This is a genomic window from Flavobacterium sp. 38 (assembly GCF_057799715.1).
The window spans coordinates 452788-479646 of sequence record NZ_JBYNWZ010000004.1 but is presented as its reverse complement, the minus strand read 5'-3'; the positions used below and the strand labels follow the sequence as shown (position 1 = coordinate 479646).

Here is a 26859-nt window from a genome sequence, read left to right as displayed (position 1 = left end):
AACTACATCGCTAAATTTTGAATTCAAGCAATTGGAATTTGGATTTTAGAAATTGGAATTTAAAATAATTATCTTAGCAAAAAATAAAATCATGAGCAGCAATATTATCTTAACAAATCAAGAAATCGACCATAAAATAAAACGTATCGCTTACCAAATTTACGAGACTTTTGTAGACGAAGAAGAAGTGATTATTGCCGGAATTGCTTCTAACGGATTTGTTTTTGCCGAAAAAATAGCTTCGGCACTTAGCAGCATTTCTACCTTAAAGGTTTCTATCTGCGAAGTCAAAATAAACAAACAAAATCCGCAAGAAGCGATACACACTTCATTAAGTGCTGAAGAATATAAAAACAAAGGATTGGTTCTGGTTGACGATGTTTTAAACTCAGGAACCACCTTAATCTATGCTGTTCGTCATTTCTTAGATGTTCCGCTTAAAAAATTCAAAACAGCAGTACTTGTTGACCGAAATCATAAAAAATACCCAGTAAAGGCAGATTTTAAAGGAATTTCGCTTTCAACTTCTTTATTAGAGCATGTTCAAGTTGTTTTCAATTCAGAAAACGGCGATTATGCTTCTTTAAGCTAATATTTTCAAAATATCCTGAACCGTTTCTTCGACAGATTGACCATCAACTGAAACTTTGTATTTCGCTTGATTGTAATAAAAACTTCTGTCGAATAAATGTTTCGCGATAAACTCTTTCATTTCTTCCTCATTCATATTAGCAATCAAAGGACGCTTACTTTTGTTATGCACCAATCTATCATATAAGGTGTCAATTGATGCTTTTAAATATATAGAGGTTACATCATCGCCTTTTAGCAATTCATGATTATTGGCATAACACGGAGTACCTCCACCTAAACCAATGATATTATTTTCTGAAGACTGTAGCAATTCGACGAACATTTCGTGTTCTAATTTTCGAAAATACACTTCTCCGTGCTTCTCAAAAATCTCATTTATGGATAAATTTGCTCTTTCTTCGATGCATTTATCTAAATCTAAGAACGGAATATTTGTAATTTTTGACAAATTTTGGGCTATTGTCGACTTTCCGCAGCCCATATAACCTAACAACACAATTTTTTTCATATTAATAAAACCTTATAAACTAAGCAATTGGAAACTTTTCCAAAAAAAAGACAAATTTATGATAAAATAGCTTGGAAACTTCAAAAAAAACTCCTTATATTTGCACCCGCATTCAAGAAATTAAATGACTCGATAGCTCAGTCGGTAGAGCACATCACTTTTAATGATGGGGTCCTGGGTTCGAGCCCCAGTCGGGTCACAAATTTTGTGATTAACAAATTAAATTTCTTGAAAGCAATGACTCGATAGCTCAGTCGGTAGAGCACATCACTTTTAATGATGGGGTCCTGGGTTCGAGCCCCAGTCGGGTCACAAAAGGTCGCGTAATTTATTTTACTCGACCTTTTTTCTTTTAAGGCCATGTGGAGAAACGGTAGACTCGCCATCTTGAGGGGGTGGTGCTCGCAAGGGCGTGAGGGTTCAAATCCCTCCATGGTCACTAAAAGCGGAAATCTTGTTGATAGGATTTCCGCTTTTTTAGTTTTACAGGTTTTACACTACTTCAAAATCGGTTATATTTACATTACTATAAACTAAACTATAATAGCCGAAATAAATATATGAAGCCAACACATGTATTATCAATCATACTATTTTTCATTTTACATTCCTGCCAAAAGAATAATGACAAAAAATTAGAAAAAGATATTCTTGGCGAATGGACGTATATCAAAACATTAAGCATAAAAAAACCACAAAAACCTAAGAATTCCAAAATTCCGCCACCACCGCCACCACCTTTTGCCGAGCGCAGAATAGGATATACATTTTTAGAAAACCATATCTGCGAAAACAAATCTGGATATTTCAAAACAACCGAAGCAAAAGAATGGAACGATAGAAGAACATACTTTTTAGGAACTAATACCAAATATAAAATCGAAAACGATAGTTTGAAAATTTTTGATTTAGGAAGTAAAACTTGGGAGAATCAGAAAATAAAATCTATTATTGAAGATACATTAACTACACAAATAGATGACAGTACCTTTGCTAAATTTGCCAAAGTAAAATACAAAATCAATCCAAACGAAAATTATGACCAAATCATAGTTTCTTCTTCAGGATGTTTTGGCTCTTGCCCTATTTCAAACATAAAAATTGAAAACAATGGCAATGTCTTATATTATGGACAAGATTATAATACCCAGAATGGTTTTTTTAAATCAAAAATAACCCAAACCCAATATCAAAAAATTCAAACCAGTTTTAAAAAAGCTGATATAATGAATCTTGAAGATAGCTATACAGCAAACTGGACAGATGATGAAACTATCACTATAACATTCATCAAAAAAAATAAAATTGTAAAATCGGTTAGCGATTACGGAAGACAATCTCCTGAAGCTCTAATTTGGGCATATATGCCTGTTAGATATTTGTACCAACAAATAAGACTCGCTCCTATAAAAACAGAAAAGCTCTTATTTCCGTTACGAAGAATCAGTTTTAGAAAAGGAAATCAGATTTGCGATTTAACTAAATCTGAAAGCTATTATTTATTTACAGAAATTTTCAAAGGTCAGAAAACAATCAGCAATTTCGAACATAAATATTATATCGAATTCTGGAATCCTCAAGATAAGAAAGAAATAATTTACACTGACGGAAGATATTTTAAATCTAAAGACAAAACCATCGATATTGGTTACAACTTCTTGGTAACAAATGCTATTGTGGCAAATTTTAGACTAAAAGATAAGTACGATTAATCTCTAACGAAATTTCTGCCTTATTTAAAATCATAAAATTTTATTCCACTACAAAACAAGCGCTTAGGATTTTATATAAATTTTATTTCAAAATTCATTCAAAAAAGGCTTGCCAACCTAAAATAAGTCCTTATATTTGCACCCTCATTGAAGAAATGACGACTCGATAGCTCAGTCGGTAGAGCACATCACTTTTAATGATGGGGTCCTGGGTTCGAGCCCCAGTCGGGTCACAAAAGGTCAAGTAATTATTTTACTTGGCCTTTTTTGTTTTTTTTAGGCCATTTAAAAAAACAATAGATCTAATCAATTATACGCTTATTTCCAAAGCAAAACAATCAAACATTTAAATCAACAAAAGGAATAGCAAAGACTTTTATTTTTATCCGATTTTTTCTACATATCACTTCAAATTTTATTTAATTTGCAAGGAAGCAAAATGTCGAAAATCCTAAAAATCTAGTTCCGTTTTAAATGAAAAGAATATTACTGTTCGTGCTTCTATTTTCTTGCACTAAAAACATCGCTCAACAAAACATAATAGATAAAGATAAATTCATCCCTTCTAACATTGATTTTAAAGGATGTGTAAAGAAAATATTTATTGAAGACTATAGAATAAACAGATCCGGCAATAAAACAGATTCAATCAAAAAAATTTCTGAAATTGAATTTTCTTCTAAAGGAAAATTAAAAACTCTAAATCTCTACGACAAATCAATCAATAACCTATGGCAAGCAATTTATTTTGATGATTTAGAAAGAATTATTACTATTTCTCAATTTGACCAAAATATACTTACGCCTGTAATATTTCAATATTTCAGCAATAAAACTGCATTTCCAGATGTAACTAGAATTAATACTTACCCAAAGCAAAAAGAAAAATACCTTAATCATTTCAAAGACAATCTGGTTATATTACAAGAACACTTTATAAACGACACTTTAGCAGATTCCAGAAATTATAAATACAATAATCAGAATCAACTAATTCAGGAATTATATATTAATCCTGAAAACCCAACAGGCGAAGGAATGCTCTCTAAACAAGAAAATCAATTGAGTTTTTATCCTGAAAGAGAAACCTTGTATGAATACAAAAAAGCGAAAGACACCATTTTTAAAATAAAAATTCGCCCCAAGTATAATAGAAAAGAAATTGTAAAAAATATAAAAAACAACAAATACTCTTTGGAAATAACAGAAAGCTATGACAATAATTTCCTGGAAAATTCCAGGTTTTATTACACCTATAAAGACTCTATCTCTGATTCTAAATATTACTACACGAACAATAAAGAAATTCGGAATTATTACAAAACTTATATAACTCCAAAATCAAAAACTTACAAATGGCTATCGGGTTATTCCGCTAAAGAAGAAAAAATATCACATGTAAAAATTGATATTATCTATGACAAGTATAAAAACTGGATTACAAAAACATATACAGATGAAAACAAGATGATAATTCACATTATAAGAAGAAAAATTGAATATCATTGTCATTAAAAAATTTTGTTTTACTAATCATTATTATTTAAAAGAAATTTCCCTCATAAAATAAAAACTTTCCTAAATTCGTAGACGAATAATTAAATCACTAATCCCAAATTAGTTTTATGAAAAACCTACTATTAGCATCATTTATGATGATCGCATGCTCTTCATGGGCACAATCTGCAACCGCTTATTTTGACAAAGCCATGAAAAAAGCCGAAGCTGGAAACACCAAAGGTGCCATCGCCGATTACACCAAAGCCATCAGCATGAATTCTAAATTTGTTGAAGCGTATCAAAATCGCGGTGTGGCAAAACTGAAGTTAAATGACCTGAAAGGAGCTCAAGCCGACTTTAGCAAAACAATTGAACTAGACAGCATGAATGCCGATGCTTTTACCGGCAGAGCCAATGTCAATTACAAATTGCAAAACTACCAGGGCGCTATTGATGACTGTACCGCTTCTTTAGGCTTAAATCCGAAAGATTATATCGCTTATAACTTAAGAGGTTTGGCTTATAATAAAATTGGAGACAAAAAAAATTGCTGTAAAGATTTTAGCAAAGCAATCGAATTAGGAAGTCAGAGCGCTATAAAAAACAAAGCCACTTTCTGCAAATAAACATAAAAATCGAACATTTTCAGAACAGCCAGTCTAGATTTTAAATCTGCTGGCTGTTTTGTTTTTTATCAAAGTAATATATTTCTTAAGAAATAATTACCTGATTTTAGGTAAAAAATATATTCTGAATACCTAAACCTCTAATTCTCTATCTTTTTAATGTAGTTTTAAGGTCGCATATAAGATTTTATTTTACATTTGTTGACTTAATCGCGAATAATGATAAACAATATTAAAACTGTTTTCAGTATTAAAGATCTTGAGAACTTATCTGGAATTAAAGCGCATACCATACGCATTTGGGAAAAAAGATACAATATTCTTGAACCTATGCGAACCGATACTAATATTAGATTTTACAATCTTCAAAACCTGCAGAAACTTTTAAATATTACGTTACTGCACGAATACGGCTATAAGATTTCTAAAATTGCAACCTATCCTGAAGAAAAAATACCGCAGTTAGTTCGCGAAATAATTTCGAAGAAAAACTCTCAAAACTACGCCATTACCTCTTTTAAAATGGCAATGATGAATTTTGACCAAGAATTATTCTTCAATACATTCGATTGGCTTATTACAGAAAAAACGTTTAAAGAAGTTTTTAAAGATCATTTTTTGCCTCTTTTAAAAGAACTTGGATTGTTATGGCAGTCTGAAACCATTACTCCTGCAAATGAACATTTTATGAGTCATTTGATCAAACAGAAAATATTGATTTACACAGAAAGCCTTCAAATTAGAAAACCGACAAAAACGGATCGAATTTTTGTTCTATCGCTTCCGCTAAATGAAATTCACCAGATTGGATTATTATACCTGCAATACGAAATATTAGATAAAGGCTACAAAACCATTTATTTAGGAGAAAGCATGCCTATAGAAAACCTTCAGGATCTAACGAAACATTTTGAAAACATTGTTTTCATTTCTTTTATGACAGTTCAGCCAGACAGAAGTGTAATCAACCAATATGTTAAATCTATGGGACAGAAATTATTGCAGCAAAACAACGAAATCTGGCTTATGGGCAAAATGACAGAATCTATAGACGCCAAAGTCCTTACAGACAGAATCCGTGTTTTTGACTCCATGGAAGAAACTATTAACATGCTTTAATTTATTTTTTGTTTAAGTTTTTCTTATATTTGTTAAACAAATGAGAAAAACTATTCAAATAATTGGTTCTGGCTTCTCTTCTTTGGCGGCCGCGTGTTACCTTGCTCAGCAAGGAAACACGGTTACTATTTACGAAAAAAACAGCACCATTGGCGGGCGTGCAAGACAATTTAAAGAAGACGGTTTTACGTTTGACATGGGACCAAGCTGGTATTGGATGCCTGATGTTTTTGAACGTTTTTTTAATGACTTCAACAAAAAACCTTCGGATTATTACGAGCTTATAAAACTAAATCCTGCTTATCAAGTTTATTTTGGCATCAATGATTTTATCAGCATTTTTGATAATCTCGAAGAAATAAAATTCACTTTTGAAGCAATTGAAAAAGGAAGCGGTCAAAAACTGCAAAACTTTATTAACCAAGCCAAAAGCAATTATGACATTGCTATCAAAGATTTAGTATATCACCCTGGGGTTTCTCCTCTTGAATTGATTACAAAAGAAACGGCATTAAAACTCGATCAGTTTTTTAAGAATGTTAGTTCTGATATTCGAAAAAAATTCAAGAACGAAAGATTAATTCAAATTCTAGAATTTCCCGTTTTATTTCTCGGAGCAAAACCAGCCAAAACGCCTTCTTTTTATAATTTCATGAATTATGCCGATTTCGGCTTAGGAACTTGGCATCCGAAAACCGGAATGTTTGATGTCATTCGAGCAATCGAAAAACTGGCACTGGAGTTGGGCGTTACAATTAAAACCAATTCTCCGATTGAAAAAATAATCGTTGAAAACAAAACTGCTTCTGGAATTGTAATAAATGGCGAAATCATAAAAGCAGATATCGTTTTAAGCGGTGCCGACTATCAGCATTCTGAAACTTTATTGGAAAAAGAGCACCGAATGTATTCTGAAAAATACTGGGAAAGCAGAGTTTTTGCACCTTCTTCTCTCCTATTTTTTATTGGTTTCAATAAAAAAATAGAAAACATTTCGCATCATGCCTTATTTTTCGATGTCGATTTCAATCAGCATGCTGCCGATATTTACGACAATCCAAAATGGCCTGAGGCTCCATTATTTTATGCCAATTTTCCGTCCAAAACAGATATAACTGCTGCACCAGAAGGAATGGAATCTGGGTTTTTCTTAATTCCGCTTGCACCCGGAATTGAAGATACCGAAGAACTTAGAGAAGAATATTTTGAAAAGATAATCGCTCGTTTTGAGCAACTTACACAGCAAAAAATAAAAAATAACATTATCTTTAAGAGATCATTCTGTAAAAATGACTTTGTAACTGATTATAATGCTTACAAAGGAAATGCTTACGGAATGGCCAATACGCTATTGCAAACGGCTTTTTTAAGACCAAAATTAAAGAGCAAAAAAGTCAAGAATCTATATTTTACAGGACAATTAACTGTTCCTGGCCCAGGTGTTCCGCCTGCTTTAATTTCAGGAAAACTAGCAGCTGAATTAATTCAAAAATCTTTTAGATCTTAAAAAATGAAATCACTATTCGACGCCGTTTCTTTCAAATGCAGCAAACTGGTAACCAAAAATTACAGTACCTCATTTTCGCTTGCTGTCAAAATGCTTTCACCAAGCATTCGCGATGCCATTTACAGCATTTACGGATTTGTCCGTTTTGCTGACGAAATCGTAGATTCATTTCACGATTATGAAAAAGAATATCTTATAGAAGATTTCGAAAAAGAATATTATAAAGCCATGGAACTTGGCATTAGCTTAAATCCTATTTTGAATTCTTTTCAGCACACCGTAAAAGAATATAATATTACGGACGATCTGGTTCAAGCATTTCTAAAAAGCATGAAAATGGATCTCATAAAATCCAATTATCAGACACAAACCGAATACATTGACTACATCTACGGTTCTGCAGATGTTGTTGGATTAATGTGTCTGAAAGTTTTTGTTTCTGGAAAAGAACATAAATACGAGCAATTGAAAAATGAAGCCATGCGTTTAGGATCTGCTTTTCAGAAAGTAAATTTCTTGAGAGATTTAAAAGACGACAATACCATTTTAAACCGTGCATATTTCCCAGGAATCAATCTCAATAATTTCAACGAAGATTCTAAAAACCAGATCATCAAAGAAATCGAAGAAGATTTTAGAATTGCGTATCAGGGAATTGTAAAACTTCCGATTGAAGCAAAATTCGGGGTTTACACCGCTTATGTTTATTACAGAAAACTGCTCACAAAATTAAAAAACACACCTTATTATGAAATTGGAAATTCTAGAATAAGGGTTTCGAATTATACCAAAGCAGGGCTTTTGGCGCAGAGTTTTGTAACTTATAAATTGAAGTTGGTTTGAATGTAGTTACAAAGGGACAAAGTGACAAAGTGACAAAGATGTTTCACTTATTGAAATCTAAGTGTTGAAAATAAAACGTACCGCTTGTCACCCTGAGCGGAGTCGAAGGGCATCTCGTTTCGCTCAAACTGATAAAAAATAAATAATTTAAACACATAGAAACATAGAAATCAAGATGGAGAAAAAGGCGTTTCACTTGCATAAAAACACATAGTTCCCATGTGTTAAAAAATTAAACGTAAAGCTTTGTCACCCTGAGCGGAGTCGAAGGGCACGCAAGAAGCTCCGCAATCTTTGTCGAATCACTAGTGTGATTGCTCCTTCGTCGGATTGACAAAAAACATTGAACAAAATAATAACATCAACAATAAAAAAATGATTTCTTTTTTAATCTTTTTAGGCGTTTTTCTGTTTATGGAATGTGTTACTTGGCTAACGCACAAATACGTAATGCACGGTTTTATGTGGTATTTTCACGCCGATCATCACCAGCCGAAATACGAAAACACCTTCGAGCGCAATGATATTTTCTTTGTCATTTTTGCCATTCCGAGTATTGTGCTGTTTTATTTTGGCGTTCAAGGCGGATTCAATTATCTGTTTTTTGTCGCCTGCGGAATCACGCTTTATGGAGCCTGTTATTTCCTAATTCACGATGTCTTGATTCATCAGCGTTTTAAATGGTTCAAAAACACCAAAAATAAATACCTCATCGGACTCAGAAAAGCACACAAAATCCACCACAAACACCTTCAAAAAGAAAAAGGAGAATGTTTCGGAATGCTGTTCGTGCCTTTTAAATATTATAAAATGTAGCATTATTTGGGCGCAATTTTTAAACACATAGTCTATGTTTAAAAACCATATAAACCATATAAGTTCATTTAATTCAAAACTTGATTTTCTTATATGACTTATATGGTGAGAATAAATACACAGTTTGGAATTTGGGATTTAAAAATTTGGAATTTATAAAGTTTATGAAATTATACAAAATAGTAACTGTACAGCATATAAACGCCAGCATAGAAGAATGTTGGGATTTCTTTTCAAGTCCAAAAAACCTTCAGACGATTACTTTGGACAATATGAATTTCCAAATTCAAGATTACGATGGCAAACGCATGTATCAGGGACAGATCATTACCTACACTTTAAAACCGCTTTTCGGAATCAAAATGTCTTGGGTTACCGAAATCACGGCTTGTCAAGAAAACGAATATTTTGTCGACATTCAGCAATTCGGACCTTATAAACTCTGGCATCACAAACACTTTTTCGAACCGGCTCCAGACGGCGGAACAAAAATGACAGACATTGTGCATTACGCCCTCCCCTTCGGAATTTTAGGCAGAATCATGAATAAGCTAGTCGTACAAAACAAACTCAAAAGCATATTCGAATACAGACACAACAAAATCGAAGAATTATTTAATTCCAAAAAATAAGATTTGTTCGCCACGAATTCACGAATTTTTTTTGATATGCTGTGTGTATTTTAAAACGAATTACACTGATTCTTTATCTTTAGATTAGAAAAATTCGTGAATTCGTGGCTAGTAAACACACAGCATATCAAAAGATTAGCGTAATTCGTGTAATTCGCGGCAAAAAAAAACACAAAGCATATCAAAAAAAATTCGTGAATTCGTGGCTAAAAAAACAAAACAATGACAAAACAAAAAGTTACCCTTTTCTGGCTTAGACGTGATTTGCGTCTAGAAGACAACACAGGATTATTTCACGCTTTACAATCCGATTTTCCTGTTGTTCCTTTATTCATTTTCGATGATGAAATTTTAGAACACCTTCCAAAAAACGACTCCAGAGTAACTTTTATTTACGATACACTCGAAAAAATAAACTCCGAATTACAAAAACTAGATTCTTCGATTTTAATCAAAAAAGGAAAAACAAAAGAAGTCTGGAAATCACTTATTGAAGAATTTGATATTCAATCGGTTTTCTTCAACAAAGATTATGAGCCGTTTGCCATCAAACGGGATACTGCAATTACAGCTTTATTAAAAGAAAATAATATCGAATCTTTCTCGTATAAAGACCATGTAATTTTCGAAGAAAAAGAAATCACAAAAGCAGACGGACTTCCTTATACCGTTTACACACCTTACAAAAATAAATGGCTAGAAAAATACCATCTTTCTGGTTCTGCACCTGAATATGATTCTGTTCCATTTCAATCGAACTTTTCAAAAAACAAATTCCAATTTCCAGAATTGGCTGCAATTGGTTTCGAAAGAAGCACCATAAAAGTACAGCCTCATAATTTAACTCAAATTGCCAATTATAAAGAAACCAGAGATTTTCCTGCCTTAGACAGCACTTCTTATCTTTCTCCACATTTGCGTTTTGGAACCGTTAGCATTCGAAAATTGGTAAATTGGGCCAACCGAAAAAATCAGACTTTTTTAAGCGAATTAATCTGGAGGGAATTCTTTATTCAGATTCTGTTTAGTTTCCCAAATTGCGTCAATCATAATTTTAAATCCAATTACGACGGAATTCAATGGCGCAATAACGAAGAAGATTTTAAACGCTGGTGTTCTGGAACAACTGGATACCCAATGGTCGATGCCGGAATGCGCCAGTTAAATGAAACGGGATATATGCACAATCGTGTGCGTATGGTTGTGGCGAGTTTTTTGTGCAAACATTTGCTCATCAATTGGCAATGGGGCGAAGCTTATTTTGCCGAAAAATTGTTAGATTTCGAATTAGCATCCAACGTTGGCAACTGGCAATGGGCAGCGGGAACTGGCTGCGACGCCGCGCCGTATTTCAGAGTTTTCAATCCGGAAATCCAACAAAAGAAATTTGACGAAAAAGGAGAATACATTAGAAAATGGATTCCAGAGTTTGATTTGGGTTACAACGAACCAATGGTGGATCATGCTTTTGCCAGAGATCGCGCGATTGCAACTTATAAGAAGGGAATCTTGAAATAAATTCCAAATTTTTTAAATTCCAAATTCCAAGTAAACCTGTCAGTTTTTTTAGCTCAACGTATGTCTTCCTGAGCGGAGTCGAAGGACCGCAAAGAGAGGACGCACATTACAGATAATGCGCGCGCTCCTTCTCCCGAAGACTCGGGACGCTCAGGAAGACATACGTGTATGAAAGTTTGAATTAAAGAAAAAATCAGTTTAAATCAGCGTTTTCGCGAAAGCGAATCTGTCTCATCCGCGTGCCAATAAACAGGAAATAAAACTAAACCTTTTCGCTTTCTCTATAGGCAATTTTATCTTCCATCAGCACAATAATCTTTTTTAAACTCTCTATGGTTTCTTTTCGGGATTCTGCGAGATCTTTATAGGCAAGGTCAGATTCTGGCATGTTTTGCAAAGAATCAATTTCAGCCCTTATCATAGGCTCAATACCTTTTATAAGCCATTCGCAGCTGTAGGCAGGAAAATTTTCTACAAGGTTTAAAAGCCATTTTGATTGAATATCACTATTGTGCGCTATAGCCCGTGACAGCACACCCTTACTGGCTCCGATTGTCAGCTCGAGCTTAGTGATTGTAATACCTTCATTCTTCGCCAATAATTTAAGGCGTTCTAAAATAGGATTCATTATACAAAATTACCCTCCAATAAAATTATTTATATAAAAAGATACTTTTTTTTAGTTGCAAAATTTTAAACCAATGAATAAACACACAAAAGTACAATAAAAAGTTTTATGTCGGAATTTATTTACGCATAAGCTTTTATAAATATTTATTGAAAATGATTATTTAAAAATCCAAAATAGGATATAATTTACAACTATAGTAAAATTATTATAAACTGAATTATAATTCTATTAAAAATCTAATAAAAGCAAATCTGCTAAAACAGCCATTTTTACTTGGTAATTCCAATAATTTAGCCACGTTAAAATTATAATTAAACACTAAAAAGTAAGAAATTATCATCTAAAAAATTTGACAGATTAAAATTATCAACTAACTTTGTAACGATTTTTAAAACAATAAAGTGATGAATACTAATAAGAACAAAATTTACAAATCTTATGATTCAAATATTTTAGAAGCGTTGTTTTTAAAATATAAAGTTTCTAAGTACTATATCCGTCAATCTATTAGCGGAGCAGTTAGTGGTATTAAACCCGATAACATTAAAAGAGATTATGCGAAGATGGTTAAAGCAAACGAACAAACCATTGCTAACCTTTTAAGGAATGTATCAGAATAGCTTTTCTCAGAATTAACATATTTTTTCAAACAAAATAAACAGCAAGCATACAAAACAATATTTCCGTTTTCTATTTTCCATTTCAACAGACGCTGTTTTAGTTTCTCTTCAATATCTAATAAAATTCAATCCTACACGCTATTTCCGTAAGAGAAGTACGATATTTTTATATCCGATACAGAAATAAAAAAATTGCCGTTTTGTATAATTATCAACATGAAGAAGATAATTATCTTATTTTAATAGTATAAAAACTTTTAAAGGTTATTCAACTTTCATTGCCGAAGTAATTTTGCGCTGTAATTAAACCTCATAAGCAACCGCTTATATTTTAATTTTAGTAACAAAATAACATTCATCATGAAAAAGAATTTTATCTTTATTTTATTAACAGGAATTTTATCCTTAAGCCAAGTAAATGCCCAAATGGCAATACCTGGAAAAAAAGCCCCAGATGACTCCTCTATATTAGATCTTAACTCCACAAACAGAGGACTATTAGTACCTAGGATAAGCATACCTAGTCTTACAGACAAAAGCATTATTAACGGAGGAAACCCTGTAAACAGTTTACTGGTTTATAATACCAATACCGCCCTTACAGGAGGAGCAGGATTTTACTTTTGGAACGGAACCACTTGGAATAAATTAATTACAGGTGCCGATGCAACTGGCGATAACCTTGGTAACCATACCGCAACTACAACTCTTAATCTAAACGGAAACAGAATTAATAATATTTACGATAGTTACTTTAAAGATCAGGTAACTGACAATAATAGCACGTATGGATTGTACAAAAACGCAGGTGTTTTTGGAATTTACTCTAGTAAAAATAGCGGAAACGATTTAACCATTAATGAAAATACCCGTAAGACTACGGTTAACAATTTAGCAATTTCTAAAGGCACAGACGGCACTGCTCCTGCTACTGGTTCTATCGCAACTGCTGCAGATGCTAACGGTAACATAATCTGGAAGTCTGCTGCCTCTATTGGAGCAGGTGATAATCTGGGTAACCATACCGCAACTCAGGATTTAAACATGTCTACTAAAGACATAAATAATGCGACAAATATCAATGCTAGCAAGAAAGTAAGCATTGCAAATGGACAGCTTTCTTTTGATCAAGTAGTGACTGGAGACAAAATATGGATTTATGGAAGTAAAGACATGACTAAAATTGCAACAGAGGGTGCATACAACTTGGTAAATCATTCTGGTGACGTTGCTTGGGCCAACTCAGGTCAGTTTACTTGGAAAACCATTGATGCTAATAAAGCATGGGTACAACGTATGGCTCTTGACAATAGCGGTACTCTTACTATTTCTAACAAACTAAATGCACAACAAGCACAAATAGCAAAAGGTACAGACGGCACTGCTCCTGTAGCTGGTTCTATTGCAACTTCTGCAGATGCTAACGGTAACATAATTTGGAAATCTGCGGCTTCTATTGGAGCTGGCGATAATTTGGGTAACCATACCGCTACTACAACGCTTAATCTAAACAGAAACAGAATTGATAATATTTACGATGCTTACTTCAAAGACCGATCAACAAATAACGACAACACTTATATATTGTACAAAGAATCAGGCAATTTTGGTATTTACTCTAGCAAAAATAGCGCAAACGATTTGACAATTGAAGAAGCAACCCGCAAAACTACAGTTAATAATTTAGCAATCTCTAAAGGTACAGACGGCACTGCTCCTGCTGCTGGTTCTATTGCAACAGCTGCAGATGCTAATGGTAACATAATTTGGAAATCTGCTGCCTCTATTGGAGCTGGTGATAACCTAGGTAACCATACTGCAACGCAGGATTTAAATATGGCGACTAAAAACATTACAGCCGCAACAAATATAACCGCTACAGGAAAAACAACGACAAATACAGCGCAAATTAAATTGGGTACAAATAATAAAGCACCTCAAGCAGGAGATGTGGCAACATCTGCAGACGCTTCAGGTAATGTGATCTGGACAAAACTGGAAGATTTTGGTGCTATAGTATACACTAGTGCCACCGTGGCTCCTGGTGCTTCTTACACATTTAATCTTACTGCTGATCCAAAATTCTCAAATTTCACTATCAGCAGTGCAGATGGCTGTACTGTACCGATGATTATAAATCTTGCCACATATTATAATGGTATGGCCTACACAGGAGGTTCTGGAGCTGGAAATCCCTATACAGTAACTAATACTAACGGTTACGCCACAGGTTTAAAATTTACAGCTTCTGCTACGACTTGCCAAGATGGAGGTAATAGTACACAATTTGATGTCACAATATTAAAACAAACTGGTAAACTTATAATTACCAATAATGGAAACGTAAATAGAGTTTATGAGATGAGGCAAAAAATTAATTAATCAAATGATCTTTAAAAGTTATCTTTCCATAAGAGATTAAAATGAATCTTCAACTATAATTTGGATAAAAAAGGTTGCTTTGTGTATCTTACATAAAAGCAACCTTTTTATTTTTTTCAAATTAAATAATTATTTTATCCTCTCGCAAGTTTGGCAGATTTATTATTTAGATTTTATAATTGAAGAAAAAGGATCGCTCGCATTGTGCATATGTGCGATTCTTCTCCTGAAACTTAAAGATCGCTCAAAAAGACACACACAGTATATAATTTTAAAGCTAAACAAATAAAAAAAATCCAAATTCCAGTTCTAAGAAGATTGGAATTTGGATTTTTTTTATTTGAAATTTCTAAACTTAGTATTTCAAATAATTATCTACTACAATTTTAGCTTTCAAATCAAACATTAAATTATACAAACCAAAGAAAGTGCGGTTCATGTAAATAAAGTGCTTAGAGCCACGATTTCCGTTCATTTTTTTTAGATTGGTATCTTCTGAGAAACGTTTTCCTAATTCGGCGATCGCGTTAAAGAATTTTTCATCTGCAAAATCGAAAGTTTCGTTTTGGAAAGGTTTCGTGAAAAGCGATAATAAATCATGAAACATTTCGGTGAAATATTCAATTTCTGCAGGTGTATCATCTTGACGCAGAATTTCTAATTCGAATAATTTTTCGTTGAAAAGTTTTTCGTCTGTAATTACATTTTTATTGATTAATTCGAAATACGGAACATAAAAATCTTCTGGAATATGTTTCATACAGCCAAAATCTAAAGCAATCAATTGGTTCTGATCGTCGACCAAAAAGTTTCCTGGATGCGGATCTGCATGCACTTTTCGTAAAACATGGATTTGGTACATATAAAAATCCCAAAGCGCCTGTCCTATTTTATCGCCTACTTCCTGATCGGTATTTTGGGCGGTGAATTCAGAAAGGTGAATTCCCGTCATCCAATCCATGGTTATGATTTTCTCCGATGAAAACTCAGAATAATAGTTTGGAAACTTAATGTTTTCAATTTTAGCGCAGGCATCAACCACTTCTTGACTTTGTTTCAATTCCAGCAAATAGTTTGTTTCCTCAATCAGTTTGTCTTCAACTTCTTTAAAATATTTATCAGAATCTTTTCCTTGAAGATTAAACATTCTAATCGCAATTGGTTTTACCAAAGCCAAATCTGACGAAATGCTATTGGCAACTCCAGGATATTGAATTTTTACGGCCAGTTTTTTATCATTTTTCTTTGCCAAATGCACCTGACCAATACTGGCAGCGTTTACCGAATTTGGGTTGAATTCGTCAAAAATTTCATAAGGCGTTTTTCCAAAATTGTTTTTAAAGGTTTTTAAAACCAATGGAGCAGAAAGCGGCGGAACAGAAAATTGCGACAAAGAAAATTTCTCTACATAAGCCTGAGGCAAAAAGTTCTTGTCCATGCTCAACATTTGAGCCACTTTTAAAGCGCTTCCTTTAAGGCTTTTTAGTCCGTCGTAAATATCTTCGGCGTTGTTTTCATTCAATTTATCACGAGTCAGATCGGGATTTACTATTTTCTCGGCATAATGTTTTACATAGTTTACGCCAATTTTAGCTCCAGTCTGAACCAGTTTTCCCGCTCTTTCAATTTTTGAAGTCGGAATATAATCTATCGTTTTCATTATCTGCTGTGTACTTTTTCTTTGAACAAAAATTTTCCGAAATCAATCAGATGATTCATCGGTGCTACATTCATCAATTCAAATGAAGCATTAACCGATTTTTCGATAAAAATATCCGTTTTCTCAAAAGCAGGAGATTCGTCTTCCATCCAGAATTTAATCGTCAGCATTAATTGCAACCAAGAAGATTCTTGAATGGCTTTTTCCTGAAACTTCTGAAATCTTTCTTGTTCTAATCTATAATCGTCAGTTAAAATTTCAGAAACATATTCCTTAAAGCTATTGCGAAGCGTTGTGAGCTGCACTAAATTCTTAATCGGGTTTTTATCTATTTTAAGCGATTGCAAAACATAACTTCTGTTTGCTGTCAGGATTTCGAAGAAAGTAAAATAAAAGCTCAGCATTTTATTCTTCATGTCATATTGCTGGTATTCTTCGTTCTTGTGAAGTAGATTCACCGTGTTTTCAAAAAACAGTCGGAATATTTCTTTTTCTAAACCTTCTAATGTTCCAAAAAATGCATAAAATTCGGTTTCTGTAAAATCATTTTCTTTAGCAAAATGATAAACCGATTTCGGTTTTTGTCCTTTTTCCAGAACTTCTTCCATATATTTTGAAACGATATCGTCTTTGGTAATTACCTTCTTTTTAGTCGCCATCTTATTAAAATTTAGAATTTGCCATAAAGGTAAACATTGTTTAAGTACCTTTACTCTTCCTTAAACATTATACACTGTTAAATATATTATAAACTATTATGGCTCAAAATGTTCTACTAACGGGCGGAAGCGGTTTTATCGGAAAACATTTGACAGATGTACTGATCGAAGCAGGTTTTACTGTATCGGTTTTGAGCCGTTCTGATAGAGAAAATACGCCAAGGGTTACGTATTACAAATGGGATATAAAGAAAAATTATATCGACAAAAATGCGATTCTCAATGCCGATTATATTATTCATCTTGCAGGCGAAGGAATTGTAGAAAAAAGATGGACCAAAAGACGCAAAAAAGCCATTATAGAAAGCCGTGTACGTCCTGTAGAAATGATTTATTCGATTTTAGAAATGAATAATAAAAAACTGGAAGCGTTTGTTTCTGCTTCTGGAATCGGAATTTATGGTGCCGTTACGAGCCATAAAATCTGTACCGAGAACACGCCTCCAGCTGATGATTTCCTTGGCATAACTTGCCAAAAATGGGAACAGGCCGCTGATAAAATTGGTTCGTTGAATATTAGAACGGTCAAAATTAGAACAGGTATCGTTTTAGGAAAAAACGAAGGGTTCTTAAAAAAAATGATTCCGACCTTTAAATCTGGTTTTGGTGCGGTTCTGGGTTCTGGCAAACAATACTTGCCTTGGATCCATATTGAAGATTTGTGCCAGATTTATTTAAAAAGCATTGTAGACACTAAACTAGAAGGTGCTTACAATGCTTGTGTAACCGACAATACGACCAATTCCCGATTTTCTAAAGTGATGGCTAAACTATACGATTATACGATATGGCTGCCTAAAGTTCCGCCGTTTGTGTTAAAGATTTTACTTGGCGAAATGAGCATTGCAGTCTTAACGGGACAGCGTGTTTCATCAGAGAAAATTCAGAAAACAGGTTTTGAATTTCAATCTACCGATTTAGAAAAAACGCTTATAAATTGTATTAAATAACTTTAGCGCTTAATTATAACGCGGATGACACAGATTTGCTATCGCAAAGACGCGGATAAAAACGGATTTTTTTTAATTAAATCTGTGTAAATCTGTGTCTTTGCGGCAGCAAATCTGTGTCATCCGCGTCCTGTTATTTTAAAGTCAGCATGGTTTCATCGCTGCGTACTATTCCCGTCAGTTCTGTATTGGCCGTTTTAGCAATTTTTGACGCAATAGAATTCGGAATACGAATATTAAAATCGGATACAGCAATTGGAAAATCGGAGATAACCTGAATGCCTTCTGGAACTCTTTTAATCAAAGCATTTACGATAATCTCTTTTGATTTGCCTCGTAAATTCAATTTTCCTTTTATCTGATATTGCTTTTCGGTTTCATTGATATCTTTCAAATCAAATTTTTCAATCTTTCCTTTAAATACGGCTTTAGGATAACGATTGCTTTCCATGTAATTGTCATTGAAATGCTCTTGCATTAGATTCAATTTAAAACGAAAATCTTTGATTACAACAGTACAGATAAAAGTACTAGTTTTAGGCTCTAAAAGTATAGCAACTTGTCTATTTACAGCGGTCACTTCTTCGTACAGCGGAACAGACGCTTCAAAGTTTATTGTCCCCGTACTCGTAAAAAATTTGTCTTGGGCAATGACAGTAAAGGCGGTAAAAAGTAAAAATAATAAAGTAGTTGTTTTCATAATCGTCTGCATTTAAACAATTATGTCATTCAATTTATTCTGACTAAGAAAAAAAAGGAAATCAGATTCTAAATTAATCTGAAAAATTGAACGGCAATACTCAGTGAAAAAATTCCGTAACCCAATAATTACACTTAAAGTTACGGAATTTTTGCAAGCAAAGTTTTGGAACTTATGCTAAATATTTGTGAATGTTTTTTTCTTGTAAAATGAGAATTGTCAGATGTGAAATGTTTTTAAAATCTTCTTTTTACTATAGAGTACATTCCATAGATAAAAAACAAAAACAATGAAATAAGAATCATCAAATGTTTCCACGAAATGATAAAATAAGTATCGTGGATATTAACATCAAGTGTTTCATCTCCTTTATAAAAGCCAAAACTCAAAAGAAAGACTATTAGCGCTAAAAATAAAAGATACGGTTTTCTTTGTATGTAGTTCATTTCAAAAATTACCCTTTTACCTCTGTACAAATCTCAATCAAAAATCCGTTTAAATCTCTTGCATACGCAACAATCTGTCCCCACGGTTTTTCTACCGGTTCTGAAACCATAATGGCACCAAAAGAAGTGGCTTTCTGCAGAACTTCGGGTACATTTTCTGTTATAAAACCAATTTCGATAGCAAAAGGTTTGTCTTCTAAACTGCTTTCGATAAAACCATCAGGCAGATTTTTTGCCGCTAGTTTTTTAGAAGCAAAAGAAAGTGTTGTTTCTCCCGTAATTAATTCGCCATAATCATTTTCTGGTGAGACGAATTTTCTCGAAAATCCAAATGCGTTTTCATAAAACGAAATAGATTCTTCGACATTTTCAACGTATAATATTGTATATCCAAACTTGACCATATTTTCTAGTATTTAATGTGTGAAATAAATATAAGAAAATTTAGCTGATTTCTAAAAGAACATTATACTTTTCTAAGCTTGCCAAATCTTCTATCGAATTGATGTTGGCCAATTTTTCGTGTTCTTCGACTTCTTTTCTAACTTCGATATGTTTTATTGCTTTTCTAAAACGGCGTATCTCTTGCAAATTAGACAAAATCAATCCTGGCACTTGAACGCTTTTTCCTTCTTTGTCTTTGGCAACCATTGTAAAATAAGACGAATTACAATGTTTGATAACACCTGTCTGAATATTTTCTGCTTCTACTCGAATTCCGACTACCATAGAACTTCTTCCGACATAATTTACAGAAGCTTTCATGGTTACCAATTCTCCAACTTCAATAGGTTTAAGAAAGTTTACGGTATCTACCGAAGCGGTCACGCAATAATTCCCGCTAAATTTTGATGCCGATGCAAATGCAATCTGATCTAATAATTGTAAAATATATCCTCCGTGAATTTTTCCGCTAAAGTTGGTATGCGAAGGAAGCATTAATTCTGATATGCTCACTTTTGATGAAGAAACGGGCTTAAAATCTGTACTCATGTTTTTGTTTTTGGTGTTTTTTTTATTTTAAACCATATAAGTTATATAAGATATTTTTAAGTTTTGAACTGAATAAACTTATATGGTTTGTTTTTTTGTTTTTTGATTAGCTGTATATTTTTTTTTAACACATAGAAACATAGATTTTGATTCTTTTGAAAAGAGTAAAAGAAAGAAACTAGTTTCTAACACATAGAACTATGTGTTTATTCTCACCATATAAGTCATATAAGAAAAAGTAAGTTTTGGATTAAGTGAACTTATATGACTTATATGGTTTATTTTTTTAACACAACGCTATGTGTATTCATGCAAGTGAAACGCCTTTTCCTCCAATCTCAATTTCTATGTGTCTATGTGTTTACATTATTCATTTAATTTTTTTTCAGTTTAAGTGACATGAGATGCCCTTCTCCCGAATTCTCGGGACGCTCAGGGAGACAATCGCATTAAATCACATTTTGTCAGGCTGAGCGGAGTCGAAGCCCTTTGTTGCATCGCCCTTCGACTCCGCTCAGGGAGACAATCACTTTACATCAAATTTCTCAGACTTAGCGGAGTCGAAGCCCTTTGTTGCACCTCCTTCTCATATGCCCTTCGTCGCTTAGTCAGACATTGCATTAAATGAACTTATATAACTTATATGGTTCATTTCTCAATTCAATAATTCGTTTTCTTCTGAACTGGCTCTCGTGATAATGGCATCAGGAAGCGATTTCTTGGCCTTCGCTCCCATTTTTTTCAATCTTTCTACGCTCGAAATCAGGTTTCCTTTTCCTTCTACCAATTTATTCATCGCGCTTTCGTATTCTGTCTTGGTGTCTTTTATCTTATTTCCAATTCGAACTAAATCAGATACAAAACCTTCAAATTTATCGTATAACGCTCCTGCTTGTCTGGCAATCTCTAAGGCATTTTCTTGCTGTTTTTGATTGGTCCACATGCTGTCAATTGTTCGTAAAGTGGCTAAAAGCGTGCTTGGAGTTACAATCACAATATTTCGGTCAAAGGCTTTGGTGTACAAAGACGGATCTTCGTTTAAAGCAATTGCAAAGGCAGGTTCCATCGGAATAAAAAGCAGGACAAAATCTGGACTTTCCATTTGATATAAATCATGATAACTTTTACTGCCCAATTGGTCCACATGCCTTTTGATGGAAATGACATGTTCTTTAAGGAATTCTATTTTTAGAAGTTCTGATTCTTCGTTTACCCATTTTTCATACGCTGCTAGCGAAACTTTAGAATCGACAATCATTTTCTTGCCGTCTGGAAGATTAATTATAACATCTGGAAAAACGCGGTTTCCTTCTGCGTTGGTAAAACTCTGCTGTACTTCGTATTCTCTTCCTTTTTCTAATCCTGATTTTTCTAAAACACGTTCCAGAACCAATTCGCCCCAATTTCCCTGCATTTTACTGTCGCCTTTTAAGGCTTTGGTCAGGTTTAAGGTTTCTTTGCTCATTTGCGCGTTCATTTCGCTCAAACCAATAATCTGCTGACGAAGCGCCGCATGATAATCAATGCTTTCTTTGTGAGTTTGTTCTACTTTTTGTTCAAATACCAGAATTTTATCCTGCAAAGGCGTCAGGATATTTTTCATATTAACGGTATTTTGTTCGGTAAACTTAGCCGATTTTTCTTCTAAGATTTTATTGGCCAGATTTTCAAACTCTTTGGTAAATTTTTCTTGAAGTTCGCTGATTTCGTTTTTTTGTTCTTTATGGCGTTCCCATAAATTTTCAAAATCAACTTCTTTTTTAGAAAGCTGAATCGCCAGACTGTCTTTTTCTGTTCGAATGTTTTCTTTCTCAACATTATTTAGCTGCAATTGTTTTTGCAAATTATTTTTTTCGTTTTCGAACTGCTCTTTCTGCATCTGCAATTGACCGTTTAACGCATGCAATCGTTCTTCTGAAATGACTTTTTCAGACTGAAATTTGGATCCAGAAAGCATTCTGCCTACGTAGATGCCAATAAAAAGCGCTACAACAAAACCTAATAAAAACGGTATATAATCAGACATAACTAAGTTTATTTTACGTAAAAGTACGCAATAATACGTAGTACTTAGTTTTAAAAACAGAAATTTCACTAATTCATTTTTAATCCAAACTAAACCAACATTTTAATTTTTTTTCAAAAAAAATTGCACCTCAACGCAACCATTCTTTTAAACGGCTATCTACAAGATATAAACCTATTTAAATAATTATGAAAAAATTAATGCTTGGCTTGTTTGTAGCCTTCGGATTCAGCGCCTGTTCTCTTAATGATGGAAATAACTATGTAGATTGTGGTGCCAATACTGTTGTAAATTTTACTGGTTTTCCTTTCGCATGTAACTATAGTGTAAAAAATATGCCAAATAATCCTGCTGTAGCAGTTATTGCTTCTCAGGAAAAAATGGATGAGTTCTTTTCAAAACATGCTAACAGCTGTCCTGTTGCAAGTGATCCTAACATTGATTTTACCAAACAATATTTAGTTGGAATTTTTGCTGGCGCTAAACCTACAAGCGGTTATGACATCGTGATTAGTTCTATTGTAGAAAACAATTGCGAAATTGTAGTGAACTACCACGAAAAAGCTCCTGCTACAGGCGAAAACGTAACGCAAGTTCCTTCTTATCCTTATGATTTTGTTTTGATTCCAAAAACATCAAAAGGAATGATTTTCAATAAAACAACAGAAACTTCAGATAATATTGTTATCGGAAGCTTTAACAGCAATTGTACTGGTGGCGACTGCCAAAAATTCTTCCAGATTAATGATTACAATACTTTAAAATTCTTAAATGTTGCAGCTGGACAGTATGATTTTAATCAGTACAAATACACTCCAACAATTAAAAAAGGTGAATATACTTTATTCCTAAAAAGTGTTCCAGCTGAAATTTTAGCTTTAAAAGGCCAAACTAAAACGTACGGTTCTCCAGATGCTGCAGATCAAGGCGGAATTTATTTTGAGCTGCGCCAAGGAGCAAGCGTAACAAAAGTTTTTATCGATAATAATGATACGCAAGATCAAAGTGCGGATATCAAACTTTTCAAAAAAGCAATTCAAGAAAAAATTACAAGTTTAAAATAATACCACTATGAAGAAACTTTTATTGTCTTTTACTGTCTGTTTTCTTTTAACATCGATGATGTCTGTAAACAATTCTAAAGAGGCTGCAGCAGGATCTATAGTAAACACTTGGATTTGGGAAAAATCTATAGGAGGCTCTACTAATCCCTACGTGGCAACGCCAAAAACAATTGGATTTACCAAGAAAATTGTCTTTACAGAAAATGGAAGGGTTATTACGTATAAAAACAATGTAGAGATAAGAAATAGCGCTTATCAGGTTGAAAAAGGAAAGGGATATTTTGACCAATCAGAACATGACCTAATTACGTTTGAAGGCAAAACTTACGTGATAGAAAACCTTGACAATCAAAACCTAACAATTGTAAGCAACAATCAGGAAGGTAGTCGAACTATTTTTAAAAGATAGTTTTGTAAGCTATTTAAAACTATTTTTGCAAAATCAAATTTGAACCATTTCTTGAAAGACGAGTTAGAAAAATACATCAAACTGTGCATGAAAAATGACAGGGAGGGACAGCTGAAAATTTATCAGCTGTTCTCTCCTGTTTTGTATGGTATCTGTTTGAAGTATATGAAGAACGAAGATGACGCGAAGGATGTTTTTCAGGAAGCTTTTGTAATTGCCTTTCAGAAAATAAGCCAGTATAAGTTTGAAGGAAGTTTTGAGGGCTGGCTAAAACGGATTTTTATAAATAAACTCATCGAAACTTTAAATAAAAAGAAAAAAGAGAGTTTCTTTTTAGATGTTTTTGATCCCGACACCGATTTTGTCGAAGAAGAGGAACTCGAAGCGATACCGATAGAACAGGAAAAACTGCTAGAGTATATTCGGGATTTACCAGATCAATATCGGACGGTTTTTAACTTGTATGTATTTGAAAAAATGAAACACCGGGAAATCGCCGAACTATTAAAAATCTCCGAAGGAACATCAAAATCAAATTTAAATCGCGCCAAACATATATTACAAAAGCGAATTTTGAGCATAAAAAATTTTAAAACAGCATGAAGAAGCATAAAATAGAAGATATTTTTTCATCAATGGAAGACTTTTCCACTGTTCCGCCACCGGAATTATGGAGTCAGATTGAAGAAAAACTAGACAAACCTAAAAAGAAGAAGAGAGTTGTTCTTTGGTGGTCGGCTGCTGCATGCTTATTATTAGGGTTGCTTCTGCCTACAGTTTTACATTTTACTGCTTCGCCTGAGAATATCAATCTTAACAACGGCGGTTTAGAGAATAGTACAAATAGTGTTGTTCTTGACAAAAAGACAAATGATGATGCTAACAATAAAAATCTAGATCAAAATAGAAATAGCAGCAAAACAGCTGATTCATTAAACGAAAATTCTGCTATAAAAAATCAATTCAATACAGGATCAGGAATCCAAGTTGAAGAAACTTCTGTAGCACATTCCAATTCTACAAACAAAAACAATAAAAAAGATTCTAAATACAGTGCGCCAAGTCCTGCCAATGTTCCGAACGAATCTATTGCATTTGAGAATTCTGTTTCATCAGAAGAAAAAGCTGCTGTGAAATCTTCTAAAAAATCTGTTTTAGAAAACAGTGCTAAATCTCCTAACAGATCTTCTTATAAAGGAGTTTCTGAAGAAAGAGTGGCATTTGGCAAACCAAAACAATTTAATTCTAAAACAGAAAAACAGCTTTCGAACTCTATTTTTGAGGAAAAATTGAATGCTAAAAACAACTCAAATATTGCTTTTAATACTTCAGCTTCAGATGTAAACGCCAATATTTCGAAACAAAATACAGCCAAAGCGAAAGCAGTCTACGAAAATACTTCTGCAGAGTTAGCATTTAAAGGCGATTCTAAAGATAATTTGAAAAACAATTTAAAGAATAACTTGAACGACGGCTTCAAAGATAATTCTAAGTTTAATAGTAATGCCTTAACGAAAGTTGATTCGGCACAATTGGCAGAACTTCAGAATTTAGAAAAAGGAATTTCAACTCCAGAAGTGGAGAAAGACAAGAAAGAGAAAAAGGATAAAAAAATTGATCCAAAAGAAAGATGGAATCTTGCTGTTTTTGCTGGTGTTGCCAGTTCTGAAAACACTAAAAACGAGAAAACTTTAGGAAACGTAAACGATTCTAAACAATCTAGTACGTACGGTGTTAAAACAAAATACAACATCAATAAAAAATGGGCTGTTAGTTCTGGTCTAAAATTCAATGAATTAGGACAAAGTGTTGCCAATGTTTCTTATGTAAATGCTAAAAACAATGCTTTCTTTGTTCCTGGCGCTGCTTCTTCTGTAGCAAGTGACGCTGCTCCTGTAGCAAGTATGGAATATATTTTTGTTTCTAACAGTACAAAAGAAGCTTTGAAAAGTGATAATGTACAGAGTGGAAGTTTGGATCAAAGTTTAAGATATATAGAAATGCCGCTGGAAGTTTCGTATTCTATTTTCAATAAAAATAAAGCCAGCATTAATTTGAATACGGGAGGTTTTGTAGGTAAATTGATTTCTAATAATGTTGCCCTAGACGGACATTCGATTGGAGAAAACATCGATGCGAATGATTACGTTTATGGTTCGACTTTGAGCAGTACGGTTCAGTATCGTGTGTACAAGAAAACGAATGTTTTTGTTGAGCCTGCCGTAAATTATTATATCAATCCGTTAAACAGCCAGTCTTTCAACCAGTTTCAATGGGGATTAAATTTTGGTTTGAATTTTTCTTTCTAAAATGAATTTGCAGTACTTTTCAGAAAAAATTCAGAATTCCTTTCTATGAGTATTACTACTGCTTCAGCTGATTTAGTATTAAGTAAAGAAATCATTTTTGACAAAGCCGAATTGCAGTTGGCTTCTTTGCAAAAAGAGACCGAAAGTGAAGAATATAGCGCTTTTCGTTTTGTGCTAAACAGCAAAAATATTTGTTATCGTAAAGCGAAAATTACGCCAACCAAAACAGGGCAGTTTGTGACGTTATGGAAACGAAATAAAACTGGAATTATTGAACCTTTTGATTCTACTGATAATATTGATTTTGTAATTGTTAATGTGCGAAAAGAAGAAAATTGGGGACAATTTGTTTTTCCGAATACAGTACTTTTAGAAAAAGGCATTTTTTCTACTCCAAATAAAGAAGGAATTCGAGCTACAAGAGTTTATCCGCCTTGGAATGAAACTACAAGCAAACAGGCGCAGAAAACTCAAAAATGGCAGTTAGAGCATTTCTATAACTTTACCGATCAAAGCATTATTGATTTAAAAGAATTCAAAAATATATTTTCATAAAAAAAAGGCAGTCTTAAAAT

At 33.4% G+C, this 26859-nt stretch carries 27 protein-coding genes and 4 tRNA genes; 22 read left to right on the top strand and 9 right to left on the bottom strand.

The features are described from left to right. Window positions 1-91: 91 nt before the first annotated feature. A complete protein-coding gene (locus AC3E9W_RS13470; protein ID WP_306161364.1) occupies window positions 92-592 on the top strand; it encodes a phosphoribosyltransferase domain-containing protein in 501 nt (166 codons plus the stop codon). On the opposite strand, the gene AC3E9W_RS13465 is transcribed toward AC3E9W_RS13470, so the two are convergent. Next, complete coding sequence (locus tag AC3E9W_RS13465) at window positions 584-1102, bottom strand: shikimate kinase (RefSeq protein WP_488768755.1); 519 nt, start codon at window positions 1100-1102, stop codon at window positions 584-586. The two genes, AC3E9W_RS13470 and AC3E9W_RS13465, sit on opposite strands and share 9 nt — an antisense overlap. A 126-nt stretch (window positions 1103-1228) precedes the next feature. Between AC3E9W_RS13465 and AC3E9W_RS13460 the strand changes: the two genes are divergently transcribed. The 13 genes from AC3E9W_RS13460 to AC3E9W_RS13400 all read left to right on the top strand — a co-directional run bounded on the left by AC3E9W_RS13460 (window position 1229) and on the right by AC3E9W_RS13400 (window position 11375). Next, window positions 1229-1301: transfer RNA gene (locus tag AC3E9W_RS13460), tRNA-Lys, on the top strand. A 40-nt stretch (window positions 1302-1341) separates the two neighbouring features. Continuing rightward, window positions 1342-1414 (top strand) — tRNA-Lys (locus AC3E9W_RS13455). Window positions 1415-1458: 44 nt separating this feature from the next. Then, window positions 1459-1541 (top strand) — tRNA-Leu (locus AC3E9W_RS13450). A gap of 121 nt (window positions 1542-1662) precedes the next feature. Continuing rightward, window positions 1663-2814: a DUF6438 domain-containing protein gene (locus AC3E9W_RS13445; RefSeq protein WP_488768754.1), complete on the top strand. Its 1152-nt coding sequence runs from the start codon at window positions 1663-1665 to the stop codon at window positions 2812-2814. Between the two features lie 160 nt (window positions 2815-2974). Next, window positions 2975-3047 (top strand) — tRNA-Lys (locus tag AC3E9W_RS13440). Window positions 3048-3288: 241 nt separating this feature from the next. After that, entirely contained in the window at window positions 3289-4329 is a 1041-nt protein-coding gene (locus AC3E9W_RS13435; RefSeq protein ID WP_488768753.1) for a hypothetical protein, read from the top strand. A 110-nt stretch (window positions 4330-4439) separates the two neighbouring features. Further along, entirely contained in the window at window positions 4440-4940 is a 501-nt protein-coding gene (locus tag AC3E9W_RS13430) for a tetratricopeptide repeat protein (RefSeq protein ID WP_488768752.1), read from the top strand. A 219-nt stretch (window positions 4941-5159) separates the two neighbouring features. Beyond that, window positions 5160-6059: a MerR family transcriptional regulator gene (locus AC3E9W_RS13425; RefSeq protein ID WP_488768751.1), complete on the top strand. Its 900-nt coding sequence runs from the start codon at window positions 5160-5162 to the stop codon at window positions 6057-6059. A gap of 40 nt (window positions 6060-6099) precedes the next feature. Next, window positions 6100-7566 carry a phytoene desaturase family protein gene (locus tag AC3E9W_RS13420; RefSeq protein WP_488768750.1) on the top strand — a complete coding sequence of 489 codons (1467 nt, stop codon included), beginning with the start codon at window positions 6100-6102 and terminating at the stop codon, window positions 7564-7566. A 3-nt stretch (window positions 7567-7569) separates the two neighbouring features. Beyond that, a complete protein-coding gene (locus AC3E9W_RS13415; RefSeq protein ID WP_488768748.1) occupies window positions 7570-8409 on the top strand; it encodes a phytoene/squalene synthase family protein in 840 nt (279 codons plus the stop codon). 375 nt (window positions 8410-8784) lie between these two features. Further along, window positions 8785-9225, top strand: a complete 441-nt coding sequence (locus tag AC3E9W_RS13410) for a sterol desaturase family protein (RefSeq protein WP_306158930.1) — start codon at window positions 8785-8787, stop codon at window positions 9223-9225. A 164-nt stretch (window positions 9226-9389) separates the two neighbouring features. Beyond that, the gene (locus AC3E9W_RS13405) at window positions 9390-9857 is read left to right on the top strand and encodes an SRPBCC family protein (RefSeq protein ID WP_488768747.1); all 468 of its coding nucleotides are present in this window, start codon (window positions 9390-9392) and stop codon (window positions 9855-9857) included. A gap of 222 nt (window positions 9858-10079) precedes the next feature. Continuing rightward, a complete protein-coding gene (locus tag AC3E9W_RS13400; RefSeq protein ID WP_488768746.1) occupies window positions 10080-11375 on the top strand; it encodes a cryptochrome/photolyase family protein in 1296 nt (431 codons plus the stop codon). Window positions 11376-11637: 262 nt separating this feature from the next. On the opposite strand, the gene AC3E9W_RS13395 is transcribed toward AC3E9W_RS13400, so the two are convergent. Continuing rightward, window positions 11638-12003, bottom strand: a complete 366-nt coding sequence (locus AC3E9W_RS13395) for a hypothetical protein (protein ID WP_488768745.1) — start codon at window positions 12001-12003, stop codon at window positions 11638-11640. Between the two features lie 407 nt (window positions 12004-12410). Here AC3E9W_RS13395 and AC3E9W_RS13390 point away from each other — a divergent pair, with 407 nt between their 5' ends. Both AC3E9W_RS13390 and AC3E9W_RS13385 read left to right on the top strand, forming a co-directional pair. Next, window positions 12411-12626, top strand: a complete 216-nt coding sequence (locus AC3E9W_RS13390) for a hypothetical protein (protein WP_306158937.1) — start codon at window positions 12411-12413, stop codon at window positions 12624-12626. 360 nt (window positions 12627-12986) lie between these two features. Continuing rightward, on the top strand, window positions 12987-15008 hold the full coding sequence (locus AC3E9W_RS13385) for a hypothetical protein (RefSeq protein WP_488768744.1): 2022 nt from the start codon (window positions 12987-12989) through the stop codon (window positions 15006-15008). A gap of 355 nt (window positions 15009-15363) precedes the next feature. On the opposite strand, the gene AC3E9W_RS13380 is transcribed toward AC3E9W_RS13385, so the two are convergent. Both AC3E9W_RS13380 and AC3E9W_RS13375 read right to left on the bottom strand, forming a co-directional pair. Further along, window positions 15364-16668, bottom strand: coding sequence for an ABC1 kinase family protein (locus AC3E9W_RS13380; RefSeq protein ID WP_488768743.1), 1305 nt, complete (start codon window positions 16666-16668; stop codon window positions 15364-15366). Continuing rightward, on the bottom strand, window positions 16668-17327 hold the full coding sequence (locus AC3E9W_RS13375) for a TetR family transcriptional regulator C-terminal domain-containing protein (protein WP_488768742.1): 660 nt from the start codon (window positions 17325-17327) through the stop codon (window positions 16668-16670). Before AC3E9W_RS13375 ends, AC3E9W_RS13380 begins: the two co-directional genes overlap by 1 nt. A 98-nt stretch (window positions 17328-17425) precedes the next feature. On the opposite strand from AC3E9W_RS13375, the gene AC3E9W_RS13370 reads away from it, so the two are divergent. Continuing rightward, window positions 17426-18337: a TIGR01777 family oxidoreductase gene (locus AC3E9W_RS13370; RefSeq protein WP_488768741.1), complete on the top strand. Its 912-nt coding sequence runs from the start codon at window positions 17426-17428 to the stop codon at window positions 18335-18337. 133 nt (window positions 18338-18470) lie between these two features. Here the strand turns inward: AC3E9W_RS13370 and AC3E9W_RS13365 are convergent, their stop codons facing one another. The 5 genes from AC3E9W_RS13365 to AC3E9W_RS13345 form a co-directional block, all read right to left on the bottom strand. Further along, window positions 18471-19037, bottom strand: coding sequence for a YceI family protein (locus tag AC3E9W_RS13365; RefSeq protein ID WP_306158947.1), 567 nt, complete (start codon window positions 19035-19037; stop codon window positions 18471-18473). 236 nt (window positions 19038-19273) lie between these two features. Continuing rightward, window positions 19274-19483, bottom strand: coding sequence for a hypothetical protein (locus tag AC3E9W_RS13360; RefSeq protein ID WP_488768740.1), 210 nt, complete (start codon window positions 19481-19483; stop codon window positions 19274-19276). Between the two features lie 8 nt (window positions 19484-19491). After that, window positions 19492-19887, bottom strand: a complete 396-nt coding sequence (locus tag AC3E9W_RS13355) for a VOC family protein (RefSeq protein ID WP_306158949.1) — start codon at window positions 19885-19887, stop codon at window positions 19492-19494. A 40-nt stretch (window positions 19888-19927) separates the two neighbouring features. Beyond that, window positions 19928-20476, bottom strand: a complete 549-nt coding sequence (locus tag AC3E9W_RS13350) for an acyl-CoA thioesterase (protein WP_306158951.1) — start codon at window positions 20474-20476, stop codon at window positions 19928-19930. A 655-nt stretch (window positions 20477-21131) separates the two neighbouring features. Continuing rightward, window positions 21132-22502, bottom strand: a complete 1371-nt coding sequence (locus tag AC3E9W_RS13345; RefSeq protein ID WP_488768739.1) for a DNA recombination protein RmuC — start codon at window positions 22500-22502, stop codon at window positions 21132-21134. 188 nt (window positions 22503-22690) lie between these two features. Here AC3E9W_RS13345 and AC3E9W_RS13340 point away from each other — a divergent pair, with 188 nt between their 5' ends. The 5 genes from AC3E9W_RS13340 to AC3E9W_RS13320 all read left to right on the top strand — a co-directional run bounded on the left by AC3E9W_RS13340 (window position 22691) and on the right by AC3E9W_RS13320 (window position 26839). Then, window positions 22691-23566: a protease complex subunit PrcB family protein gene (locus AC3E9W_RS13340; protein ID WP_488768738.1), complete on the top strand. Its 876-nt coding sequence runs from the start codon at window positions 22691-22693 to the stop codon at window positions 23564-23566. A gap of 7 nt (window positions 23567-23573) precedes the next feature. Continuing rightward, window positions 23574-23975 (top strand): hypothetical protein, encoded by a 402-nt coding sequence (locus AC3E9W_RS13335; RefSeq protein WP_488768737.1) that lies wholly within the window; start codon window positions 23574-23576, stop codon window positions 23973-23975. A gap of 87 nt (window positions 23976-24062) precedes the next feature. Continuing rightward, window positions 24063-24578 carry an RNA polymerase sigma factor gene (locus AC3E9W_RS13330; protein WP_235831011.1) on the top strand — a complete coding sequence of 172 codons (516 nt, stop codon included), beginning with the start codon at window positions 24063-24065 and terminating at the stop codon, window positions 24576-24578. After that, window positions 24575-26284: a hypothetical protein gene (locus tag AC3E9W_RS13325; protein ID WP_488768736.1), complete on the top strand. Its 1710-nt coding sequence runs from the start codon at window positions 24575-24577 to the stop codon at window positions 26282-26284. The genes AC3E9W_RS13330 and AC3E9W_RS13325 overlap by 4 nt, the downstream gene beginning before the upstream one ends. Window positions 26285-26329: 45 nt before the next feature. Continuing rightward, window positions 26330-26839: a MepB family protein gene (locus AC3E9W_RS13320; protein ID WP_488768735.1), complete on the top strand. Its 510-nt coding sequence runs from the start codon at window positions 26330-26332 to the stop codon at window positions 26837-26839. The last annotated feature ends 20 nt before the right edge of the window (window positions 26840-26859 follow it).